This is a genomic window from Stenotrophomonas acidaminiphila, assembly GCA_002951995.1.
In the GTDB taxonomy this organism is placed as follows: Bacteria; Pseudomonadota; Gammaproteobacteria; order Xanthomonadales; family Xanthomonadaceae; genus Stenotrophomonas; species Stenotrophomonas acidaminiphila_A.
In genome coordinates this window covers 871,919-893,882 of the sequence record CP019797.1, presented here as the reverse complement: position 1 = coordinate 893,882, position 21,964 = coordinate 871,919, and the positions used below count along the sequence as shown (strand labels likewise).

General features: G+C 69.7%; 17 protein-coding genes and 3 pseudogenes. 7 read left to right on the top strand and 13 right to left on the bottom strand.

The features are described 5' to 3' along the window. Positions 1-72 precede the first annotated feature (72 nt). Positions 73-1,287, top strand: a complete 1,215-nt coding sequence (locus tag B1L07_03910; protein AUZ54401.1) for a glycine C-acetyltransferase — start codon at positions 73-75, stop codon at positions 1,285-1,287. 45 nt (positions 1,288-1,332) lie between these two features. Here B1L07_03910 and B1L07_03905 read toward each other — a convergent pair whose 3' ends face one another. From B1L07_03905 to B1L07_03885, 5 genes are all read right to left on the bottom strand, one after another. Further along, positions 1,333-1,980 carry a hypothetical protein gene (locus B1L07_03905; GenBank protein AUZ56444.1) on the bottom strand — a complete coding sequence of 216 codons (648 nt, stop codon included), beginning with the start codon at positions 1,978-1,980 and terminating at the stop codon, positions 1,333-1,335. 226 nt (positions 1,981-2,206) lie between these two features. Beyond that, positions 2,207-2,518: a hypothetical protein gene (locus tag B1L07_03900; protein AUZ54400.1), complete on the bottom strand. Its 312-nt coding sequence runs from the start codon at positions 2,516-2,518 to the stop codon at positions 2,207-2,209. An 88-nt stretch (positions 2,519-2,606) separates the two neighbouring features. Continuing rightward, positions 2,607-3,446, bottom strand: a complete 840-nt coding sequence (locus B1L07_03895) for a pseudouridine synthase (GenBank protein AUZ54399.1) — start codon at positions 3,444-3,446, stop codon at positions 2,607-2,609. A 13-nt stretch (positions 3,447-3,459) separates the two neighbouring features. Next, positions 3,460-3,948: a hypothetical protein gene (locus B1L07_03890; protein AUZ56443.1), complete on the bottom strand. Its 489-nt coding sequence runs from the start codon at positions 3,946-3,948 to the stop codon at positions 3,460-3,462. A gap of 188 nt (positions 3,949-4,136) precedes the next feature. Next, positions 4,137-5,246 (bottom strand): hypothetical protein, encoded by a 1,110-nt coding sequence (locus B1L07_03885; protein ID AUZ54398.1) that lies wholly within the window; start codon positions 5,244-5,246, stop codon positions 4,137-4,139. A 384-nt stretch (positions 5,247-5,630) separates the two neighbouring features. Here B1L07_03885 and B1L07_03880 point away from each other — a divergent pair. The 4 genes and pseudogenes from B1L07_03880 (at position 5,631) to B1L07_03865 (ending at position 10,834) form a co-directional block, all read left to right on the top strand. After that, a pseudogene (locus B1L07_03880) lies at positions 5,631-6,655 on the top strand (NADPH:quinone reductase). A gap of 401 nt (positions 6,656-7,056) precedes the next feature. Next, on the top strand, positions 7,057-9,087 hold the full coding sequence (locus tag B1L07_03875; GenBank protein ID AUZ54397.1) for an NADPH-dependent 2,4-dienoyl-CoA reductase: 2,031 nt from the start codon (positions 7,057-7,059) through the stop codon (positions 9,085-9,087). 588 nt (positions 9,088-9,675) lie between these two features. After that, positions 9,676-10,134, top strand: a complete 459-nt coding sequence (locus tag B1L07_03870; GenBank protein ID AUZ54396.1) for a cell wall hydrolase — start codon at positions 9,676-9,678, stop codon at positions 10,132-10,134. 82 nt (positions 10,135-10,216) lie between these two features. Beyond that, a complete protein-coding gene (locus B1L07_03865; protein ID AUZ54395.1) occupies positions 10,217-10,834 on the top strand; it encodes a glutathione S-transferase in 618 nt (205 codons plus the stop codon). Positions 10,835-10,923: 89 nt separating this feature from the next. Here B1L07_03865 and B1L07_03860 read toward each other — a convergent pair whose 3' ends face one another. The 3 genes from B1L07_03860 to B1L07_03850 are packed head-to-tail and all read right to left on the bottom strand — an operon-like array spanning position 10,924 to position 13,970. Next, positions 10,924-11,664 carry a peptide-methionine (S)-S-oxide reductase gene (locus tag B1L07_03860; GenBank protein ID AUZ54394.1) on the bottom strand — a complete coding sequence of 247 codons (741 nt, stop codon included), beginning with the start codon at positions 11,662-11,664 and terminating at the stop codon, positions 10,924-10,926. Positions 11,665-11,681: 17 nt separating this feature from the next. Next, complete coding sequence (locus B1L07_03855) at positions 11,682-13,430, bottom strand: cytochrome C biogenesis protein (protein AUZ54393.1); 1,749 nt, start codon at positions 13,428-13,430, stop codon at positions 11,682-11,684. 36 nt (positions 13,431-13,466) lie between these two features. Then, positions 13,467-13,970: a peptide-methionine (R)-S-oxide reductase gene (locus B1L07_03850; GenBank protein ID AUZ54392.1), complete on the bottom strand. Its 504-nt coding sequence runs from the start codon at positions 13,968-13,970 to the stop codon at positions 13,467-13,469. Positions 13,971-14,114: 144 nt separating this feature from the next. Between B1L07_03850 and B1L07_03845 the strand changes: the two genes are divergently transcribed. Both B1L07_03845 and B1L07_03840 read left to right on the top strand, forming a co-directional pair. Continuing rightward, entirely contained in the window at positions 14,115-14,831 is a 717-nt protein-coding gene (locus tag B1L07_03845; GenBank protein AUZ54391.1) for a DNA-binding response regulator, read from the top strand. Then, positions 14,828-16,323, top strand: a pseudogene (locus B1L07_03840) (two-component sensor histidine kinase). Before B1L07_03845 ends, B1L07_03840 begins: the two are co-directional and overlap by 4 nt. Before the next feature lie 24 nt (positions 16,324-16,347). Here B1L07_03840 and B1L07_03835 read toward each other — a convergent pair. From B1L07_03835 to B1L07_03815, 5 genes and pseudogenes are all read right to left on the bottom strand, one after another. Further along, the gene (locus tag B1L07_03835) at positions 16,348-17,409 is read right to left on the bottom strand and encodes an aminotransferase (GenBank protein ID AUZ54390.1); all 1,062 of its coding nucleotides are present in this window, start codon (positions 17,407-17,409) and stop codon (positions 16,348-16,350) included. Between the two features lie 102 nt (positions 17,410-17,511). Beyond that, positions 17,512-17,991, bottom strand: coding sequence for a hypothetical protein (locus B1L07_03830; protein AUZ54389.1), 480 nt, complete (start codon positions 17,989-17,991; stop codon positions 17,512-17,514). Positions 17,992-18,113: 122 nt separating this feature from the next. After that, a pseudogene (locus B1L07_03825) lies at positions 18,114-19,993 on the bottom strand (propionate--CoA ligase). A gap of 143 nt (positions 19,994-20,136) precedes the next feature. Next, positions 20,137-20,751: an RNA pseudouridine synthase gene (locus tag B1L07_03820; GenBank protein ID AUZ54388.1), complete on the bottom strand. Its 615-nt coding sequence runs from the start codon at positions 20,749-20,751 to the stop codon at positions 20,137-20,139. A 128-nt stretch (positions 20,752-20,879) separates the two neighbouring features. Then, a complete protein-coding gene (locus B1L07_03815) occupies positions 20,880-21,863 on the bottom strand; it encodes a malate dehydrogenase (protein ID AUZ54387.1) in 984 nt (327 codons plus the stop codon). Between the last annotated feature and the right edge of the window lie 101 nt (positions 21,864-21,964).

Below are 21,964 nucleotides of genomic sequence, written 5' to 3'. Positions count from 1 at the left end.
ATTCCCCATGAAACCGGCGGCGGCAACGCCAGGCCGCTAGAATCGTCACTCCCTCCACCGCAAAACCCTGCCATGACCGCCAACGCGCACACTTCCCCGCTCACCCGGCACTACGCCGAGGAACTGGACGCCATCCGCGCGCAGGGGTTGTTCAAGTCCGAACGCATCATCACCAGCCCGCAGTCGGCCGAGATCACCCTGGACGATGGCCGCAGCGTGCTGAACTTCTGCGCCAACAACTACCTGGGCCTGGCCGACCACCCGGCGCTGATCCAGGCCGCCAAGGACGCGCTGGACAGCCACGGCTTCGGCATGGCCTCGGTGCGCTTCATCTGCGGCACCCAGGACCTGCACAAGCAGCTGGAAAAGCAGATCGCCGAGTTCTTCGGCAAGGACGACACCATCCTCTATGCCGCCTGCTTCGACGCCAACGGCGGCCTGTTCGAGCCGCTGCTGGGCGAGAACGACGCGATCATCTCCGATGCGCTCAACCACGCCTCGATCATCGACGGCGTGCGCCTGTGCAAGGCCAGGCGCTTCCGCTACGCCAACTGCGACATGGCCGACCTGGAAGCGCAGCTGCAGGCCGCCGATGCCGCCGGCTGCAGGACCAAGCTGATCACCACCGACGGCGTGTTCTCGATGGACGGCTTCATCGCCCCGCTGGACGAGATCACCGCGCTGGCCAAGAAGTACAACGCACTGGTGCACATCGACGAATGCCATGCCACCGGCTTCCTCGGCGCCACTGGCCGCGGCTCGGCCGAGGTCAAGGGCGTGCTCGACAAGATCGACATCATCACCGGCACCCTGGGCAAGGCCATGGGCGGCGCGCTGGGCGGCTTCACCTGCGCCAGCGCCGAAGTGATCGAGCTGCTGCGCCAGCGCTCGCGCCCGTACCTGTTCTCCAACTCGCTGCCACCGCACGTGGTCGCCGCCGGCATCAAGGCCTTCGACATGCTCGACAAGGCCGACGACCTGCGCCGCAGGCTGGCCGAAAACACCGCCTACTTCCGCGAGAAGATGAGCGCCGCCGGCTTCGACGTGAAGCCCGGCGTGCACCCGATCAGCCCGGTGATGCTGTACGACGCACCGCTGGCGCAGAAGTTCGCCGAGCGCCTGCTGGAAGAAGGCATCTATGCGATCGGCTTCTTCTTCCCGGTGGTGCCCAAGGGCCAGGCGCGCATCCGCACGCAGATGAGCGCCGCGCACAGCCGCGAGCACCTGGACCGCGCCATCGACGCCTTCACCCGCATCGGCCGGGAACTGGGCGTCATCAAGGGCTGAGCGGGCCCCCAATGAGAACAGGCGCCCCAGGGCGCCTGTTTTCTTTTAGGTAATTCCCCACTTTTGGACCCAAAGTGGGGAGAGTTTTGTGATTGGGATTTCGCGTAGAAGCTTGTATAGCAGGGTTTGCAGGTCTTCGTTGCGGTGATTGAAGCGGTAGCAAACCTCGCCCAGATAGAGGTGGAAGTATTTGCTGGGCACGCCACGGTACGGATACAGCCAGTTCTTGGCGTAGCTCCAGAAGCCCTCAATGCCGTTGATATGGTCACGCCCGACCGGTCGCCCCTTCTCCTTGCGGATGACCACATGGTCTCCGCGCAGTTTCAGGGTGGCGTAGGCCTGCCACTGGTCGGTGTAGTAGAGCGAGCCCTCGCGGGTGTGAGCGTCGATCTGCTGCATGACCGCCTTACGATCATGGGTGGCGATCGGCATCGCCTTGACCTGACCGTTGCGCTTGATGATCCCGAACACGATCACCTTGGCCAGGGCGCCCCAGCCGCGCGGGCCGTGGCGAGCACCTCCGAAGGTGGTTTCGTCGCATTCCAAGGCGCCGGTGAATGGCTCTCGCCACTGCTCGGCATGTGCACAACAGGCCCGCAGTAGCCGGTACATCTTCTCGGCCGTGTTGGCCCCGCAGACTGGCCGGAAACGCTGCCGATAGACCGGCACACCAAGCATGAAGCGCTCGATCAACTGGCGCTTCTGGGCATCGCTGAGCCACAGGCTATCCCACGCTGCCAGCGCGTCTCGCTGACGGCAACCGCAGGACCGGCACTTGTACCGGCCGTCGGCCAAGGCCCAGAACCGGGCACGTCCACAGACAGTGCATTTGCGCATGAGAACCAGCCTAAGCTGGTCCAGAACCTAGGGGAATTACCTTCTTTTAAGACATTGGCGGCAGACCGTGGCGGCCGCCGCGCTACCGCTTCGCTGCCGGCGCGGCTGGCGCCGCCTCGGGCTTGGCCGCCGCGCCCCCACGGGCGACGCGGATGCCGTTGGCCTTCATCCAGGCATCGAACTGGTCGGCGCTCATGTTCTTGCCCGCCTGCTGCATCAGGAAGCGGTAGTTGCCCAGTGCGTCCTTCTCCGCCATCGGCGCTTCCACCGTCACCGTGACCGGCTTTTCCGCGGGCGCTGCCGCCACCGGCTTGCCCGACGACGCACAACCGGCCAGAACCACGGCTGCGGCCGCTCCAAGTGACGACACCGCGATGCGGTTGAAAGCTGACATGGTTGCGCGACCTCGCTGGAGAACAGGCCTACAGCCTAACCATGCACTTTAGGAAATCAAGCTATTTGCATGAAATACATGAAGAATTTCATGAACTGGCGGGCGCCTGGACTGAATGCGGCAGCAACTGCTCCAGTTCCGCCTCCTCCAGCACGCGCCACTGCCCCTTGGCCAGTTCGCCCAGCCGGACCGGCCCGATCGCCACCCGCACCAGGCGCAACACATCGAACCCCAATGCCTGCAGCAGGCGCCGGATGTGCCGGTTGCGGCCCTCGTCCAGCACGATCTCCAGCCACGCGTTGCGCTCGCCCTGGCGCAGCAGCACGACCGAATGCGCGGCCAGGTGTTCACCCGCATCGTCGATGCCAGCACGCATGCGCGCCAGCTGCGCCGCATCAGGCACGCCATCGACCTGCACGCGATAGGTTTTCAACGGACCGGTCGCCGGGTCGGTCAGCCGGGCGGCCCATTCCGGGTCGTTGCTGAAGAACAGCAGGCCTTCGCTGGCCTTGTCCAGGCGCCCCACCGGTGCCAGCCACGGCAGGCCCGCGCCCTCGAAACAACGGTACACGGTGTCCCTGCCCTGCTCGTCGCGGACGCTGGTGACCAGGCCGCGCGGCTTGTTCAAGGCCAGGTACAGGCGTTGCGCCGCCACGATGGGCTGGCCGTCCAGGGTCACCCGCTGCCGCCCGGGGACCACGGGGAACTCGGGGTCGCGCACGACCCGGCCGTCCACGCCAACCCGGCCGGCCAGCACGCGCCGCGCGGCCTCGGCACGCGAACACACCCCCGCCTTCGACAGCACCCGCGCCAGGCCATGCCGTGGCGCGCCCGGGGGCGCCCCGTTCCTGGCGGCGGTGCCGGAGGGCACAACAAAATGCCCGCCCTGTCTGGCAGGGCGGGCATCACGGGAATTCCTGCGCGGCATCCGGGCGCCCGGCTTACTTGACCTCGGCCGCCGCCTTGGCTTCGGCCGCGCCTTCGGCCGCCGGCGTCGCCGCCTTGACCACGCGCACGCCGCGGGCCTTCATCCACGCATCGAACTCGTCCGCGGTCATGCGCTTGCCGTTCTGGCTCATGTCGAACCGCCACGGCGTGTTGTCGTACTGCGTCTGCGGCTTGTAGGCCGCCGGGTCGTTGGGGTTGATCGCCGGGCGTGCCGGCATCGCGCTGGCGACGTTGTTGCAGCTTTCCACGCGCAGGCGCATCAGTACGCGGTCCAGCGACTGCTCGCCGCTGGCGTTGGGCGCCAGCACGCCCGAGGGCATGCCCAGCTGGCCCGGACGGGCATACAGCTCCATGGCGACCGGCTCGATCACCGTGGCCGGCAACGGCGGCGGCACGATGGCACTGGCCGAGCAATCGACGGCTGCGTGGGCGGCGGGAACGAGGACCAGGGCCAGGGCGCCGGCCAGTGCGATACGCAGCATCGGTATTTCCATCCGTACAGGGAACGCCGCGAGTGTAGGCATGCCCCGCGGGGCTTTCAACCTTCATTGCCGGGTTCGCGGCAGGCGTGCGTGCGCGTCACGCGGGCATCCGCCCCGATTCCCTGGAACGCGTAAAAACAAGGCCCGGCTTTCGCCGGGCCCTGTTTCGAATCAACCGATACGTCCGATCAGTTCTGGACGTTCAGCTCGGTGCGACGGTTCTTGGCGCGACCTTCCGGGTTGTCCGAACCATCCGGGTTGGTGTTCGGCGCAATCGGGCGGCTCTCGCCGTAGCCGATCGGGCCCACCAGACGCGAAGCGGCAACGCCGTGGCCGGTCAGGTAGTCGTACACGGCCTTGGCGCGACGCTCGGACAGCTTCTGGTTGTAGGCGTCGGTACCCTTCGAGTCGGTGTGACCGGCGACTTCAACGCGCAGTTCCGGGTAACGCTTCAGGATCTCGCTGGCCTCGCTCAGGATGGCGACGGCATCCGGACGCAGGGTCGACTTGTCGAAGTCGAAGTTCACGCCCTTCAGGTCGATCGACACCGGCACCGGGCAGCCGTCCGGACCCACGATCTGGCCGGCCTGCGAGTTCGGGCACTTGTCGTCGCAGTTGTTGACGCCGTCACCGTCGTCGTCCAGGTCGGCGCAGCTCGGCGCAACCGGAGCCGGCGGCGGCGGAGCCACGGCGGCAACCGGGGCCGGGCCCAGCGGAATCACGACGCCGACCGAAGCCAGCACGTCGCCGAACCAGTCGTTGTCCTTGCCGGCCAGGCGCGGGTTCACGCTCTGGTCGTCGAAATCAGCGCGGTAGGCGACTTCGGCACGCACGGCGACGCGCTTGTCGAAGGTGGTCTGCAGACCGGCACCGATCTTGGCGGCCAGATTGCCGTCCTTGCGCTGCGCCGGCGAGTTCACCGAATTGACGACGTACTCTTCCTCAGCCTTCTGGTAGCCCAGGCCGAACAGCAGGTACGGGTTCCAGCCGCGGCCGTCTTGGATGAAGTGGCGACGCAGGTCCAGCGAAGCGCCGTACTGCGACCAGTTCAGGTCCTGGTTCTTGTCGAAGTTCGGGTTCTGGTAGTTCAGCTCGCCGTCCAGCGACCAGTTCGGGCTGATGAACTTGCCCAGGCCCAGGGTCACGAACGGAGCATCGTTGGTCCCACGGTCGCTGTTCTGGAAGTTGAAGCCGGCCGAACCGGTCAGATACCAGCGGTCGTCGAATTCCTGGGCCGACGCAGCCTGGGCAAATGCCAGACCGCCCAGCAGCGCGGCGGTAAGGATCTTCTTGTTCATGAATACAACTCCTTGTTTCGGGGGTATGAAACCGGTAATGGCATGTCCAGCACAGCGATTTCGTTCGTCGCGTCCGAAAAATGGCCGTTTCCGCACGCCAACGCGGTGCACATTATGCGCTGGGCTGTGAAGATGACGTTAACAGCTGCGTAACAAATGGCAGGGCCCCCCGGACTTCGGATGGCCACCGGGCCTCACCCTATACAGCTTGGTAAAAACGCACAAGATCCAAGCCCGGACAGGCATTGCGGGGTTTCCGACGACCGCGCGCAGGCGCGCCGGGCCGGCAGCGGGACAGCGGCCGCGACGGCAGATGACGTCGTCCTGACCTGAACGGTCCCTTTGTATCATGGCCGCAGCCCCCCACCGAACGGAACTTCCGCCATGAAAGCTGTTGGCCTGAGCCGCTACCTGCCGATCGAGGACCCCGCGCGCTGGAAGACGTCGAGCTGCCGGCGCCCGCCGCCCCGCAGGGGCAGGACCTGCTGGTGGAAGTACGGGCGGTATCGGTCAACCCGGTCGACACCAAGCTGCGACGTTCGGGCACGGGCGAGGAAACGCCGCCGCGCATCCTCGGCTTCGACGCGGCCGGCACCGTGCTGGCCGTCGGCCCCGCGGTGACCGCGTTCGCGGTGGGCGACGAGGTGTACTACGCCGGCGATGTCACCCGCCAGGGCTGCAACGCGCAGCGGCAACTGGTGGACGAGCGGCTGGTCGCGCGCAAGCCGCGCACGCTGGATTTCGCCGAAGCCGCGGCGCTGCCATTGACCACGCTCACGGCCTGGGAACTGCTGTTCCAGCGCATGCCCTACCAGCTCGACGGGCGGCGCAACGTCGGCCGGATCCTGTTGATCATCGGTGGCGCCGGCGGCGTCGGGTCGATGGCAATCCAGCTTGGCCGCCATGCCGGATTCACGGTGGTGGCGACCGCCTCGCGCGAGGAAAGCCGCGCCTGGTGCCGGGCGCTGGGTGCCGAGCACGTCATCGATCATCGCCAGCCACTGGCGCCGCAGCTGCAGGCGCTGGGCATCAGCCAGGTGGACGCCGCGCTGAACCTGGCCGACACCGACCGCTACTGGCAGGTGCTCGGTGAACTGCTGGCGCCCCAGGGCCATGTCGGGCTGATCGTGGAGCCCGCCGGCGAGCTGCGCATCGGCGACCCGTACAAGGCCAAGTGCATCGGCATCCATTGGGAGTTCATGTTCGCGCGGGCGCGCTTCCGCACCGCCGACATGATCGAACAGCACCGCATCCTCACCCGCGCCGCCAGCCTGATCGACGCCGGCGAACTGCGCACCACCGTCAGCGCGCGCCTGGGCGCGGTCAACGCGGCCAACCTGCGCCAGGCGCACCGGTTGCTGGAGTCGGGCAGCACCCTGGGCAAGCTGGTGCTCGAAGGCTGGGACTGAGCAGCCGCGCGCGGCATGCGCGCGCCGTGGGCGCAACGGGTGGCCGGCGGCGGTGCCTGCCGCACCTGTGCTTCTGCTGGGGTCGCGGCGGTCCGCTGTCCCGTCGGTGGCCGCTGACAACGGCTATACGCGGCCAGGCACGATGACCGTGGGGCTGATGTCCGCATACGCATGCGGATAGCGCCGGCCGGTGGACGGAGCGCCGACAACCCGCGCCGAGGGCCCGTACCCGGGCCCGTGCCACGTCATGCGGCGCGCCCGCCGCCGCCCGGGGATGCCAGGCTGCGCGGGGCTGTCCGAGCTGCGGGGCCATCGCATGCGTGCCGGCCACGCCCGCCCACCCCTTGCCGCAGACCGGGTTTCGGGCAGGCTGACGTGATCCGTACGCAAGCGTATCCATCATGACGCCAGCCACCGACACCGCTTATCCCCATCTGTTCGCGCCACTGGACCTGGGCTTCGCCCGGCTGCGCAACCGCATCCTGATGGGCTCGATGCATACCGGCCTCGAGGACCATGTCCGCGACTTCCCCAAGCTGGCGGCCTATTTCGGCGAACGCGCCGCCGGCGGTGCGGCACTGCTGGTCACCGGCGGCTTCTCGCCGAACATCGCCGGCTGGCTGGCACCGTTCGGCAGCAAGCTGTCCTGGCCCTGGGAAGTGGGCCGGCACAGGCAGGTCACCGCGGCCGTGCACGGCCACGGTGCCCATATCTGCCTGCAGCTGCTGCACGCCGGCCGCTATGCCTACCACCCGCTGCAGGTGGCACCGTCGAAGCTGAAGGCCCCGATCAATCCGTTCACGCCCCGCGCATTGTCGGCACGGGGCGTCGAGCGCCAGATCGCCAGCTACGCCCGCGCCGCGCGGCTGGCGCGCGAGGCCGGCTACGACGGCGTCGAGGTCATGGGCTCGGAGGGCTACCTGATCAACGAGTTCATCGCCCCGCGCACCAACCGGCGCAACGACGCCTGGGGAGGCGATGCCGCCCGGCGCATGCGCTTCGCGGTGGCGATCGTGCGCCGCATCCGCGAGGCCTGCGGCCCGGATTTCATCATCATCTACCGGCTGTCGCTGCTGGACCTGGTGGAGGACGGCAGCAACTGGGAGGAGATCCTGCAGCAGGCCCGGGCGATCGAAGCGGCCGGCGCGACCCTGATCAACTCCGGCATCGGCTGGCACGAAGCACGCGTGCCCACCATTGCCACCTCGGTGCCGCGCGCCGCCTTCACGGGCGTCACCGCCAAACTGCGCCCGCACGTGAACGTGCCGGTGATCGCGGTCAACCGCATCAACATGCCCGACGTCGCCGAACGGGTGCTGGCCGACGGCCAGGCCGACATGGTGTCGCTGGCGCGGCCACTGCTGGCCGACCCGCAGTGGCCGGCCAAGGCCCGCGCCGGCAGGCCGGAGACCATCAATACCTGCATCGCCTGCAACCAGGCCTGCCTGGACCACATCTTCGTCAACAAGCGCGCGACCTGCCTGGTCAACCCGCGCGCCGCGCACGAGACTGAACTGGTCTACCGCCCGGCCGCCGTCGCCAAGCGCGTGGCGGTGGTCGGCGCGGGTCCGGCGGGCCTGGCCTGCGCCACCGTCGCCGCGGAGCGTGGCCACGCCGTCACCCTGTTCGACGCGGCCGATGAGATCGGCGGCCAGTTCAACGTGGCCAAGCGCATCCCCGGCAAGGAGGAGTTCCACGAGACCCTGCGCTATTTCCGCCACCGGCTGGCCGATACCGGCGTGGACGTGCGCCTGGGCACGCGCGCCGACGCGCCGATGCTGGCCGGCTACGACGCGGTCGTGGTCGCGACCGGCATCTCGCCGCGCAAGGTGGACTTCCCCGGTGCCGACCACCCGATGGTGGTCAGCTACCTGGATGTGCTGCAGGGCCGGGTCAGGGCGGCGGACAAGGTGGCCATCATCGGCGCCGGCGGCATCGGCTTCGACGTCGGTGAATTCCTGGTACAGGAAGGACCGTCGCCGTCGCTGGACAAGGCCCGCTGGATGGCCGAGTGGGGCGTGGACCCGAGTTTCGAAAGCCGCGGCGCGCTGTCCACGCCGCAACCCGAGGCACCGGCACGCCAGGTGTGGCTGCTGCAGCGCAGCCCCGGCAAGCCCGGCGCCCGCCTGGGCAAGACCACCGGCTGGATCCACCGCGCCGCGCTCAAGGCCAAGGGCGTGCGGATGCTGGGCGGCGTGGAGTACCTGGGCGTGGACGACCGCGGCCTGCGCATCCGCGTCGACGGTGCCGAACGGTTGCTGGAGGTCGGCACCGTGGTGGTCTGCGCGGGGCAGGAGCCGATGCGCGCACTGGCCGATGCGTTGCGCGCCGCGGGCGTGGCCGCCCATGTGATCGGTGGTGCCGATGTGGCCGCCGAGCTGGATGCCAAGCGCGCCATCGACCAGGGCAGCCGCCTGGCCGCCGCGCTCTAGGCCCGCCGCCGCATTCGCGCCCGGCAGGCTTGGCCGCAGCGGGCGGCGCGCATCCACCACCGCCATCGCTGCGCGCCCTGCCCGGGGCATGCGTCCCGTTGGCCGCCAACCCGCGCGCGAAGCGCTTTGGCGGCGTGCGGCTGTCCGCGTGCACGGGCATGGCGCCGCCGGGCCCCAGGCAGCCGGCCAAGGCATCAGGTTCCCTGCCGCCCGCGCCGACAACGCGCACACCGGGCGATCCGGAAGGGCCCACCGCAGGCGTTATTTCGTGACCGGCGACACACCCTGCACCGCCCTGGACGCCCGCGCATCGCGGCACCCGGGCCGGATCCGGCCCCTGCAATGAAGCTGAATGTCAAGAACGCGCATTCAGGATGAGTTTGGGATTGCCCCCCTACCTTGCGCCCACTTTCCGCTCACCCCCCAGTTCTGGTGAGCACGGCGCAGCCCCCAGGGTCGATTGACCGGGGTCTGCCCACGGGGCGGCCCCGATGCCATGGCCGCCTCCCCATGACGCCAAGCCGCTGCCGTCCTGTCCCTGCCACGCGGGAACAGGCCGGTTGCGGCCCACACGGAGCAAGGAGACCTATGAAACTGGCCTGGATTCTCTGGCTGTCGCAGTTGTTGCCGCAGCCGGCCGCCGATTCGCTGTGCCTGAGTACCACCGTCTATCTGGAAGCCCGCGACCAGACCCTGCGCGGCCAGCAGGCCGTGGCCGAAGTCGCGCTGCGCCGCCTCGACAGCGGCCTGTGGGGCGACTCGATGTGCCAGGTGGTGACCGCACGCAAGCAGTTCGCGCCCACCCTGGTGGCGCCGGACACCCAACTGCGCAACAACGACGCCTGGGCCGAAGCCGTGGACGTGGCCTTCGCCGCCGAGCGCAACTGGGCCTTGCCGGCCGGCCAGCGCAAGGAGATCGTGCCCGGCGCCAGCCACTTCGCCGCGCATGCCATCGCCAGCCCCAGCTGGCGCAACGCCTACCAGGTCGCCACCATCGGCGGGCACACCTTCTACAAGGTGCAGTCGCTCAAGCCGCGCGCGTCCTGACGCGGCGGCATCGCATGCCGGTCACGCCGGCCGACGCGCCGCTGACGATAATACGGGGGTCATTCCACCCCCGAGGTATCCGATGAAGCTCTACACCAAACCCGGCGCCTGCTCGCTGGCCGACCACATCGCGCTGATCTGGTCCGGCCTGCCGTTCGAAGTCCAGATCGTCGACCATGCCACCATGAAGTCGCCGGCGTACATGGCCATGAACCCGGCCGGCGCGGTGCCGGTGCTCGAGGACGACGGCTGGGTCCTGACCCAGAACGCGGCGATCCTGCATTACATCTGCGACAAGGCCCCGGGCGCCGGCCTGGACGGCGGCAGCGACCCGCGCACCCGTGCCGAGGTCAACCGCTGGCTGTCCTTCGTCAACGCCGACCTGCACCCGGTGTACTACCCGATCTTCGGCTCGACCCGGTATCTGGAGGACGAGGCGGTCATCGCCCGCACCCAGCAGCATTCGCGTGACAAGCTCAAGGGCCTGTACCAGCGCCTCAACGACCGCCTCGCGCAGGTCGACTGGCTGGGCGGGACGCCGCGCCCCTCCATCGCCGACGCCTACACCTACGTGACCCTGCGCTGGGCACGCGGCCTCAAGATCGACCTGGCCGGCATGGACGCGCTGGACCGCTTCGAGCAGCGCATGCAGGCCGACCCGGCGGTGCAGGCCGCGCTCAAGGCCGAAGGCCTGGGCTGAGTCCGCGCTCCAACGCCTGGAAACCGAAGGGCCGCCGGTGGCATAGCCGGCGGCCCTTCGTGTTCTGGAGCCGCTACGCGGCGCCGGCTTCAACGCACTGACACCGGCATCACCAGCCGTGGCGCGTCGCGGTAGAGCGCCGGGTACTGGCGCTTGAGCGCCTCGATCTTCGGCAGGTCGTAGAAGCGGATGTACGCCGCGTCCGGATGCAGCGCGAGGTAGTTCTGGTGGTAGTCCTCGGCCGGATAGAACGGCTTGCCACCGTCGACCCGGGTCGCCAGCGGCGCGGCGAACACGCCGCTGCGCTGCAGCTGGTCGATGTAGGCCAGCGTCGCCGCGCGCTGCGCCGCGTCGTCGGCGTAGACCGCGGACCGGTACTGGCTGCCGCGGTCCGGGCCCTGCCGGTCGCGCTGGGTGGGGTCGTGGACCACCGAGAAAAACACCTGCATCAGCTGCGCATAGCTCACCTGGGACGGGTCGTAGGTCACCTGCACCGCTTCGGCATGGCCGGTATTGCCGGCGCTGACGCGCGGGTAGCGGGCGTCGGCGCCGCTGCCCCCGATGTAGCCGGACACGGCGCTGTCCACGCCCTTCACGTGCTGGAACACGCCCTGCACGCCCCAGAAACAGCCGCCGGCGAACACCACCCGTGCGCGGTGTACGCCCGGCTGCCGCAGGTCGGCGATGCCGCTGGGCGCGGGAACCTCCACCGCCACCGCAGCCGCCGCCGCGTGCACGGGGCGATCGAGGCCGGCCACGCCCAGTACCAGCACGCTGGCGACCAGCACGGCAACGCCGCCGGCGAACACTTTTTCCATCGCGGGTTTCATCGTCCGGCCTCCCGGATTCAACCGAAGGTAAAGGCATAGGCGCGTACGCCCGGGTCGAGGAACTCGATCTCGAAGCTGCGCTCGCCGACGTCGCCGTCCTGGCGGATCAACTGGTAGAGCCGGTTCTCGTCCACCCGGCCCTCGCCACCGGCGCCCACGTCGGCACCGGCCATCGCACCCGGCGCATGGCCATCGACGCGCACCCGGAAACGCACCGGCCGGCCGTCCGCCTGCGGTGCCAGCACCAGGTGCAGATCGCGCGCATGGAAGCGGAAGGCAATGCGGCCGCCGGCCTGCTGCAGGCGTGCGTCTTCCTCGCCCACCAGCCAGCGCCCGCCAAGCGCCCATTGGTTGAGCCCCAGCATGGCCGGCACCGTGTAATCGAAGGCGCGGCCCGCACGCTGCCCGCCCGGCGAGGCGAAATGCTCCGCCCGCGCGTGGCCGATGTAGGTTTCCGGCGAGCGCAGGTTGCCCATGTCCGCCGCGCGCTCGACCGCCGCGCGCGCCGTCGCCACCGTCGCGGGCGCATCGCCCGGCAACGGATTGCCCGCCTCGCGCAGCAGCCGGCGGATGATCTGCTCGGACTCCTCGTAGCCGCCCTCGCCGAAATGATGGGCGCGGATGCGCCCCTGCGCGTCGATGAAGTAATGCGCCGGCCAGTAGCGGTTGTCGAAGCCCCGCCAGATCGCGAAATCATTGTCGAGCGCCACCGGCCAGCTGACGCCCAGGTCCTCGACCGCGCGCTGCACGTTGCGCACGTCGCGCTCGAACGCGAATTCCGGCGCATGCACGCCCACCACCACCAGGCCGTGGTCGCGGTAACGCTCGTACCACTGGCGAACATGCGGCAGCGCACGCAGGCAGTTGATGCACGAGTAGGTCCAGAAATCGACCAGTACCACCTTGCCGCGCAGGCCCTGCGCATCCAGCGGCGGGCTGTTGAGCCAGCCGCTGGCGCCGGCCAGCGACGGCAGTTGGCCCTCGACCGGCAGCCCACGCGTCGCGCCCTCGTCTGCGGTCATCATCATCGCGCCGCCCGGCATCGTGTCGCGCGCCGGCAATGCGTCCAGCAGCCCCTGTTCCAGGCGCGCGGTACTCACCGTCGACAGCCGGGTCAGCACCCCGGTGTCCCAGCCCATGGCGATGGCGACCACCGCCAGCAGGGCGGCGATGCCCAGCCCGCGCCGGATCCATTCGCCCGCGCCCAGATGCCGCTTGAGCGCGGCGAACACCCGGCCACCGATCCACACCGCCAGCGCCAGCGACGTCGCCGCTCCCAGCGCGTAGGCCAGCAGCAGCCCGCTGGTGCCGGCATTGGCCCCCTGCAGCGCGGCACCGGTGAGGATCAACCCCAGGATCGGCCCGGCGCAGGGCGCCCACAACAGGCCGGTGGCGATACCGATCAGCAGCGAACCGGCGACGCCCCCGCCGTCCCCGGCCGACGCATCCAGGCGCCCTCCCAGGCGCTGCAGCGGCGACAGCAGCCGGTTCGCCAGGGCCGGCCACAACAGCGCCAGCGCGAACACCGCCATCACCGCCAGGGCGATCCAGCGGCCGGCCTGGTTGGCCTGCGCCACCCAGCGGCTGCCGACCGCCGCCAGGCTGGCGACCACCGCGAACATCAGCGCCATGCCGGCCAGCAGCGGCAGCCCGCTGCGCAGGAACGGACGGTCCGAGCGCGCGAACACGAACGGCAGCACCGGCAGGATGCAGGGGCTGAGCAGGGTCAGGACACCGCCAAGGTAGGCCAGCAGCAACAGGAACATGGAACGTCCTTTTCTTGGAATCGGGAGGGACGGCGCTCAGGCCGCGATGAAATCCAGCGCCACGCCGTTGATGCAGTAGCGCAGCCCGGTCGGGCGCGGGCCGTCATCGAACACGTGGCCGAGGTGGCCGCCGCAGCGACGGCAGTGCACTTCCACCCGCAGCATGCCGAAGGTGGTGTCGCGGTCCTCGCCCACCGCGCCGTGCAGCGGCGCCCAGAAGCTCGGCCAGCCGGTACCGCTGTCGAACTTGGCGGCGGAGGAAAACAAGGCCAGCGCGCAACCGGCGCAATGGAACGTGCCGCGCCGGTGCTCGCCGTTCAACGGGCTGCTGAACGCGCGCTCGGTTCCCTGGCCGCGCAGCACCGTGTACTGCGCCGGCGTCAGCAGCCGGCGCCATTGCGCGTCGTCATGCATGACCTCGAACGTGCCGCGGCGTGGCGCCGGCGCCGGCGCGGCCCGGCCGCAGGCGCCAACCCCGCAGAGGCCGGCCGCCGCCAGCATGCCGCCCATGCCCAGCAGGGTGCGACGGGAAAGGGACATGGCCGGTCTCCAGGCAGGAACGATGGCGCCATGCTGCGCGCGTGGCGGTCAACGAATCCTCACGCGGAGTTAAATTTTCCGTGACACATCGGCGCCCGCTTCCCCCGACAATGGCACCCATTCCCCCAGCGGCCGGATGTGCCGATGAACCGTGCCAAACGCGTGCTGATCGTCGAGGACGACGCCCACATCGCCAACCTGCTGCGCATGCACCTGCGCGACGAAGGCTACGACGTGACCCATGCGGCCAGCGGCGACGACGGCCTGCGCCTGCTGGAGGACAACGACTGGAGCGCGCTGGTGCTCGACCTGATGCTGCCGGGCGTCGACGGGCTGGAGATCTGCCGGCGCGCGCGCGCGATGACCCGCTACACGCCGATCATCATCACCAGTGCGCGCGCCAGCGAGGTGCACCGCATCCTCGGCCTGGAACTGGGCGCGGACGACTACCTGGCCAAGCCGTTCTCGATGCTGGAACTGGTCGCGCGGATCAAGGCGCTGCTGCGCCGGGTCGAGGCGATGGCACAGAACGCGCGCATCGATGCCGGCGCGATCGAGGTCGCCGGCATCCGCATCGATCCGGTCGCGCGCACCGCCGGGGTCGATGGCAATGCCCTGGACCTGACCCCGCGCGAGTTCGACCTGCTGCATTTCTTCGCCCGCCATCCCGACCAGGTCTACTCGCGCATGGAGCTGCTCAACCAGGTCTGGGGCCACCGCCACGAGGGCTACGAACACACCGTCAACACGCACATCAACCGCCTGCGCAACAAGATCGAACGCGACCCGGCCACGCCGCGCCGCATCCTCACCGTATGGGGCCGCGGCTACAAGCTGGCGGCCGGCGGCAACGACGCATGAAGCGGTTGGCGCTGTGGCAACGGCTGTCGCTGGTGTTCTGCGCGCTGCTGCTGGTGTGCTGCGGCGCACTGGCGTGGATCCAGATGCGCAGCACGCGCCTGCACGAGCAGGAAACCGTGCAGCGCCTTTCGCGCGGGCTGGCCGAACACATCGCGCGCAGCGGCGAACTGATGGACGCACGCGGCATGCGCGATGGCGAGGTCCGCGCCCTGTTCGGCAAGCTGATGGCGGTCAACCCCAGCGTCGAGGTCTACCTGCTCGATGACCAGGGCCGGATCCTCGGCCACGACGCGCCGGATGGCCACCTCAGGCGCGACCGGGTCGACCTGGCGCCGGTCCATGCGCTGCTGCGCGGCGCGCCCTTGCCCATCCTCGGCGACGACCCGCGCAGCAGTACCGGGCGCAAGGTGTTCAACGCCGCGCCGCTGCGCGTGCAGGGGAAGCAGGTGGGTTACATCTACGTGGTCCTGGTCGGCGAGCAACGCGAAGCGCTGGCCGCGGACGTCGCGGCCAGTGCCAGCCTGCGCACCACGCTGTGGGCGCTGGCGATCGTGGCCGCCGTGGGCCTGCTCGCCGGCGTGGTCGCCTTCCGCTGGATTACCCGTCCGCTGCGCCGGCTGGCCCGCGACATCCAGGCATTCGACGTCGATGCCGCCCCTGCCGCGCTGCCGGCGCCAGCGGCGCCGCCCCGGCCCGGCGAGCGCGACGAACTGGCGATCCTGCGGCACAGCTTCGCGCACATGGCGCAGCGCCTCGGCGAGCAATGGCAGCAGTTGCGCCAGCAGGACCTGCAGCGCCGCGAACTGGTGGCCAACATTTCCCACGACCTGCGCACGCCGCTGTCGTCGCTGCACGGCTACCTGGAAACGCTGGCGCTGAAGGACGCCACGCTCGACCCCGCCGAGCGCCAGCGCTACCTGTCCATCGCCCTGGCGCAGAGCCACAAGGTCGGCCGCCTGGCGCAGGCCCTGTTCGAACTGGCGCGACTGGAACACGGGGGGTGGTGCTGGAACCGCAGGCGTTCTCGTTGCCGGACCTGGTACAGGACGTGTTCCAGAAATTCGAGCTGGCCGCGCAGTCACGCCGGCAATCGCTGGCCGCGGATATCCCCGCCGGCCTGCCGGCGGTGCATGCCGACCTGGCGCTGGTCGAGCGGGTGCTGACCAACCTGATCGACAACGCCATCCGCCACACGCCCGAGGGCGGCCGGGTGACGGTGACCCTGCGCGCGACGGGCGAGGAGGTACAGGTACGTGTCGCCGACACCGGCCCGGGCATCGCTCCGGAACAGCGCGCGCAGCTGTTCAGCGCGCCGTCCGCGCTGGCCAGCAGGCGCCCGGACAGCGGTGGGCTCGGGCTGCTGGTGGTGCACCGCATCCTGCAGTTGCACCACCGCCGCATCGTGCTGGCCGACAGCGAGGCCGGCGCGGTGTTCGTATTCTCGCTGGCGGTGGCTGGCCGCCGGACGGAGCCACGCGGCGGCCCTGATTGAACCCCAGCGCGGCAGCCGCGACGGTCAGCCGATCTCGCCAATCACCTTGCCGCGGGCGTCCCGCAACTGCGTCGGCACCACTTCCACCTGCAGCCGCCCGCCCGGGAGCGGGTACACGCCACGCTCGGCACGGACCGCGGCCAGCAGCGCCGCGATGCTCGCGTCGCACAGCACGCAGCGCGCGCTGTCCTCGTCCAGCTGCAGGTCGTCGGCCACGCCCGGCTCGAACCGCCACTGCCGTTCCCTGCCCAGCACCACCAGCGGCCGGTCGTGGTGCAGGCGCAGCGGCAGCAGTTCCAGCACGCTGTCCACCTGCCCCGCGCCCAGCACCAGGGTGGTGCCCACGTCCGCGTCGGACCAGTCCAGCGTCTCCACGAACAGCATGCCGGTGCTGGACCCGTCGCGGCGGCTGCCCGCCGCCACCCGGTCCGCCAGCGCCGCATCGGCCAGCAGCGAATCGCGCGCCAGCTCGGTGATCCACGACGGCATCGCCGGCGCCAGCACGTCCATTACCCCGGAGGTCGACCAGCGCCTGACCGCGGCCATCTCGTCGTCGGTCAGGCCGACCATCTGCAGGAAGTCCAGGCGCCCGTTGGGCGTGGCGATCGCCGGCAACTGCGGATCGGCGACGAACGCCAGGTGGCGCAGGCGGGTACCGCTGTCCAGCGTGATCGGGCCGTTGGCATCGAGATGATGCCCGGCCTCGAACACGTTGCCGCTGGCGAACACGTAGCGGGCGACGTTCTGCAGCAGGTCCAGCGGCCACGTCGGTGGCGCGCCGCTGCCGTCCTCGCCGGCCTCGGCGGCGAGACGGAAGGTCAGCTCGAAGCCGAAGCCGCTCGCCTCCGGGTCGTCGCTGTGTTTGTCGTACAGCTCGGAAAAGCCGTAGGTGACGTAATGCCAGTGGGCGCGCGGCAGCGGGCTCCAGTACACGCTGATGCCGTCCAGCGGGTCGTCGCCGCCCAGTGTGTACGAGGCCGCCGTGCCGAAGTGCCGGGGCGCCTGTCCCGCGTGCACCGCGCGCAATGCCGCATTGATAGCGTCCCAGCCCGCGGTTCCCGCCCCGCCGCCGTCGTGTTTGTCCATGCCTGGCGCTCCTCTGCCCAACCCCGCGCATGATAGTGCCGGCCGGCGGGTGGCCGCCGCGCTGCCCGCGATCACCGCGCAGCGCGGCGCCCGCCGCTGCCATCACGCCAGCACCAGGGCCCGGGTCTCCTCCAGCCAGCGGCTGGCGAATGCCGGGCTCTTGGCCTTGCCCAGCGCCGCCGCCACTTCCGGCCACAGCTGTTCCAGCCCCACCGCACTGCGGCTGCGCTCGATCTTGAGCTGGATCAGGTAGCCCTTCAGGCCCAGGTGCCGGCGTACCGATTCGGCCATCCAGTCGCGCAGTTGCTGGTAGCGCAGCGGATCGTCGCCCAGCTGCGTGGTGACCGGCACCGGTGGCGCGCGCTCCACGTTGCCACCGACCACTTCGATCAACCCAAGCGCCAGCAACTGCTCCAGCGCGTCCTCCGGCGCCCGCAACTCCTGCGCCATCTGCAGCAGTTCGCGGCTGTCGCGCTGCCCGTCCACCAGCAGCAGCACCGAGCGCAGCGCCGGCGCCAGGCGCAGGCCACGGTCTTCGATCTCGCGACGGCCAGCCGCCGTCTTGGCATGGATCAACGCCATTCCCCCTCCCGCATTTGTGCATCGCAACCACGATGCGCGCGAACGGCAACCGGGGCCCCCGCCCCATCCTGCTTGCCTGCACCCGCACCGCCCCCTGCGATCGCCGCGCCAGCGCGCCTGCGCTATGTCCCCAGCACGCGGCGGATTTCCTCCAGTGCGCCCGGGTCGTCCAGCGTCGACAGGTCCCCCGGGTCGCGCCGCTCCGCCAGGGCCTGCAGCGAACGCCGCAGCAGCTTACCCGAACGGGTCTTGGGAAGCGCGTTGACGATATGCACGTGCGCCGGGCGCGCCACCGCCCCAGCGACCCGGTGACCTGCTGCATCATCTCCGCCGACAGCGCCGCCAGCTCGTCGGCGGCCGCGGCCTGCTTGAGCGTCACGAACACCAGCGGCACCTGCCCCTTCAGCTCGTCGTGCATGCCGACCACCGCCGCCTCGGCCACCCGCGGGTGGCTGCTGATCGCTTCCTCGATCTCGCGCGTGCCCAGCCGGTGACCGGCCACGTTGATCACGTCGTCGGTGCGGCCGAGGATGAAGGTGTAGCCGTCGGCGTCGCGGATGGCCCAGTCCAGCGAGCTGTAGAGCAACTCGTCGAAATGGCTGAAGTAGCTCTCGATGAAGCGCGCATCGTCGTTCCATACCGTACTCATGCAACCCGGTGGCAGCGGCGGCTGGATCACCAGCACGCCTTTCTGCCCGGGTGCGACTTCGGCCCCGGTGCGCTCGTCGATGACCTTCATCCGGTACCCCAGGTTGGGGAAGCCGGGCGAGCCGAACCTCACCGGCTTCATCTCCAGCCCCGGCAGCAGGGTCAACGCCGGCCAGCCGGTCTCGGTCTGCCAGTAGTTGTCGATCACCGGCTTGCGCAGCGCGTCGCCGATCCACTGCGCGGTGGGCTCGTCCAGCGGCTCGCCGGCCAGGAACAGGTACTTCAGTTCGGACAGGTCGTGGCGATGGATGAAATCCACGTCGTGCTTCTTCAGCACCCGGATCGCGGTGGGCGAGGAGAACATCGTGCGCACCCCGTACTGCTCGCACAGCGCCCACCAGATGCCCGGATCCGGATGGGTCGGCAGGCCTTCGTACAGCAGCGACGTGCAGCCGCCGATCAGCGGCCCGTACACGTTGTACGAATGCCCCACCGCCCAGCCGACGTCGGAGGTGGAGAACATCACCTGGCCGGGGGCGCAGTCGAACACCGTGCGCATCGACTGCGCCATCGCCACCGCGTAGCCGCCGACATCACGCTGCACGCCCTTCGGCTTGCCGGTGGTGCCCGAGGTGTACAGCAGGTAGCTGGGCGCGTTGGATTCCAGCCATTCCACCGGCACCTGCGCGTCGCCCACCTGCGCGCGCAGCGCGGCGTAATCCTCGTCGCGCCCCGCGACCCTGGGCATGGCCGCGTCCAGGCCGCGCGAGACGATCAGCACTTTCGGCGGTGGCGACGTGGCCTCGGCACACGCCGCGTCGACCATGGGCTTGTACGGGATCACCTTGCCGCCGCGCATGCCCGCGTCGGCGGCGATCAGCAGCTTGGGCCTGGCATCGTCGATGCGCAGCGCCAGGTTGTGCGCGGCGAAGCCACCGAACACCACCGAATGCACCGCGCCGATGCGCGCGCAGGCCAGCATCGCGAACACCGCCTCGGCCATGTTCGGCATGTAGATCACCACGCGGTCGCCGCGGGCGACATCCAGCGCCTTGAGTACGGCGGCGAAGGCATTCACCTCGCGGTGCAGCTCGCGGTAGGTGATCTCGCGGGTGACCTGGGTCTCGGTGGAGATGGCGACCAGCGCCAGCTGGTCGCCGCGATCGGCCAGATGCCGGTCCACCGCGTTGTAGCAGAGATTGGTTTCGCCGCCGACGAACCAGCGCCGGAACGGCGGATTGGAGTAGTCCAGGATCTGCCGCGGCGGCTTATGCCAATGGATCGCCCTGGCCTCCTCGGCCCAGAACGCCTCCGGCGCGTCGATGGAACGGCGGTAGGTCTGCTCGTACTGCATGTCGCCTCCGGAACCTGCTGGCCTGCGCCGAGCATAGTCCGGACCACCACGCGCCCTCCCTGCGACGATGGTCGTACGACCAACGTTGCAGGGCCGGCCCCGGCCCCGCCCATGGCCGGCCGCACGCCGCGCCGCGACCGGCCTCAGAACGGACTGGGCGACGCGAACGCCATCTCCGCCCCGCTCACCGGGTGCACGAAGCCCAGCCTGCACGCATGCAACTGCACCCGCGGCGCGGGCGCGGCGCCATACAGGCAATCGCCGATGATCGGATGGCCGGCACTGGCCATGTGCAGCCGCAGCTGGTGACTGCGCCCGGTGACCGGTTCCAGTGCCACCCGGGTCCACGCCTGTCCCGCATCGCGCGCCAGCACCCGCCAGCGGGTCAGCGCCGGCTTGCCGCGTTCCAGGTCCACCATCTGCCTGGGCCGGTTCGGCCAGTCGCAGATCAGCGGCAGGGCGATCTCGCCCGCCTCGCCCGCGACCCGCCCCTCCACCAAGGCCTCGTAGCGCTTGTGCACGCGCCGCTGCTCGAACTGCATCGACAGGGCCGCCTGCAGCTGCCTGCCGCGCGCGTACAGCATCAGCCCCGAGGTCACCTGGTCCAGCCGGTGCACGGTCAGCACGTCGGGAAACGACGCCTGCAGGCGCGCCACCAGGCAATCCTGGTTCTCCGGCAGGCGCCCGGGCACCGAAAGCAGGCCGGCGGGCTTTTCCACCACCAGCAGTGCGTCGTCGATGTAATGCAGTTCGATCACCGTTTCCGCCTCTGCACGCGGCCATGGGCAGGCCGCCGGCCGTCGCGCGGGAACCCGCGCCGCAGCCCTCCAACAAAAAGGGGGAAGCCGAAGCTTCCCCCGTCGACCCGGTCGCCCGGCCGCTGCGGTCAGAGCAGGTCGGCCACGCCGGCGCGCTCTTCCTCGAGCTCGGCCAGAGTGATGTCGATGTACTTCTTGGAGAAGTCGTCGATCGGCAGGTCCTTGACGATGGTGTACTTGCCGTTCTCGGTGATCACCGGGAAGCCGAACACCACGCCTTCGGGAATGCCGTAGGAGCCGTCGGACGGCACGCCCATCGTCACCCACTTGCCGTTGCTGCCCAGCACCCAGTCATGCACGTGGTCGATGGCGGCATTGGCGGCCGAGGCGGCGGAGGACAGGCCACGGGCGGCGATGATGGCCGCGCCGCGCTTGCCGACGGTCGGAATGAAGGTGTTGGCGTTCCATTCCTGGTCGTTGATCAGCTCGGCCACCGAGGCGCCGCCGGTGGTGGCGAAGCGGTAGTCCGGGTACATGGTCGGGCTGTGGTTGCCCCACACGGTGAACTTCTCGAAGCTGTCCACGGCCTTGCCGGTCTTGGCCGACAGCTGGCTCAGGGCGCGGTTGTGGTCCAGGCGCAGCATGGCGGTGAAGTTCTTCGGGTCCAGGTCCGGCGCCGACTTCATCGCGATGTAGGCGTTGGTGTTGGCCGGGTTGCCGACCACCAGCACCTTCACGTCGCGCTTGGCCACGGCGTTCAGCGCCTTGCCCTGCACGGTGAAGATCTTGGCGTTTTCCAGCAGCAGGTCCTTGCGCTCCATGCCCGGGCCGCGCGGACGGGCGCCGACCAGCAGGGCCACGTCGACGTCCTTGAACGCCACCAGCGGATCGGCGGTGGTGAACACGCCGGCCAGCAGCGGGAACGCGCAGTCTTCCAGTTCCATGACCACGCCCTTCAGCGCGGCCTGGGCCTTCTCATTGTCGATCTCCAGCAGCTGCAGGATGACGGGCTGGTCCTTGCCCAGCATTTCGCCGGAGGCGATGCGGAACAGCAGGGCGTAGCCGATATTGCCGGCAGCGCCGGTCACGGCGACACGTACGGGTGCTTTCATGGGGTTTCCTCTGCTAAGAAAGGTATCTGGGGACGGCCCCGGCCTCCGCGACCGCGAAAGCGGGGCTGCAATCGGTGCACATCACGCGAACGGCCACCGTT

Bases quoted from the DNA above. Each gene is read 5' to 3' on its own strand.
- B1L07_03890 (AUZ56443.1), bottom strand. From the start codon at position 3,948: ATGCTGCGTATCGCACTGGCCGGCGCCCTGGCCCTGGTCCTCGTTCCC.
- B1L07_03885 (AUZ54398.1), bottom strand. From the start codon at position 5,246: ATGAACAAGAAGATCCTTACCGCCGCGCTGCTGGGCGGTCTGGCATTT.
- B1L07_03870 (AUZ54396.1), top strand. From the start codon at position 9,676: ATGAAACTGGCCTGGATTCTCTGGCTGTCGCAGTTGTTGCCGCAGCCG.
- B1L07_03860 (AUZ54394.1), bottom strand. From the start codon at position 11,664: ATGAAACCCGCGATGGAAAAAGTGTTCGCCGGCGGCGTTGCCGTGCTG.
- B1L07_03815 (AUZ54387.1), bottom strand. From the start codon at position 21,863: ATGAAAGCACCCGTACGTGTCGCCGTGACCGGCGCTGCCGGCAATATC.
- B1L07_03845 (AUZ54391.1), top strand. From the start codon at position 14,115: ATGAACCGTGCCAAACGCGTGCTGATCGTCGAGGACGACGCCCACATC.
- B1L07_03900 (AUZ54400.1), bottom strand. From the start codon at position 2,518: ATGTCAGCTTTCAACCGCATCGCGGTGTCGTCACTTGGAGCGGCCGCA.
- B1L07_03865 (AUZ54395.1), top strand. From the start codon at position 10,217: ATGAAGCTCTACACCAAACCCGGCGCCTGCTCGCTGGCCGACCACATC.
- B1L07_03835 (AUZ54390.1), bottom strand. From the start codon at position 17,409: ATGGACAAACACGACGGCGGCGGGGCGGGAACCGCGGGCTGGGACGCT.
- B1L07_03855 (AUZ54393.1), bottom strand. From the start codon at position 13,430: ATGTTCCTGTTGCTGCTGGCCTACCTTGGCGGTGTCCTGACCCTGCTC.
- B1L07_03830 (AUZ54389.1), bottom strand. From the start codon at position 17,991: ATGGCGTTGATCCATGCCAAGACGGCGGCTGGCCGTCGCGAGATCGAA.
- B1L07_03850 (AUZ54392.1), bottom strand. From the start codon at position 13,970: ATGTCCCTTTCCCGTCGCACCCTGCTGGGCATGGGCGGCATGCTGGCG.
- B1L07_03875 (AUZ54397.1), top strand. From the start codon at position 7,057: ATGACGCCAGCCACCGACACCGCTTATCCCCATCTGTTCGCGCCACTG.
- B1L07_03895 (AUZ54399.1), bottom strand. From the start codon at position 3,446: ATGCCGCGCAGGAATTCCCGTGATGCCCGCCCTGCCAGACAGGGCGGG.
- B1L07_03910 (AUZ54401.1), top strand. From the start codon at position 73: ATGACCGCCAACGCGCACACTTCCCCGCTCACCCGGCACTACGCCGAG.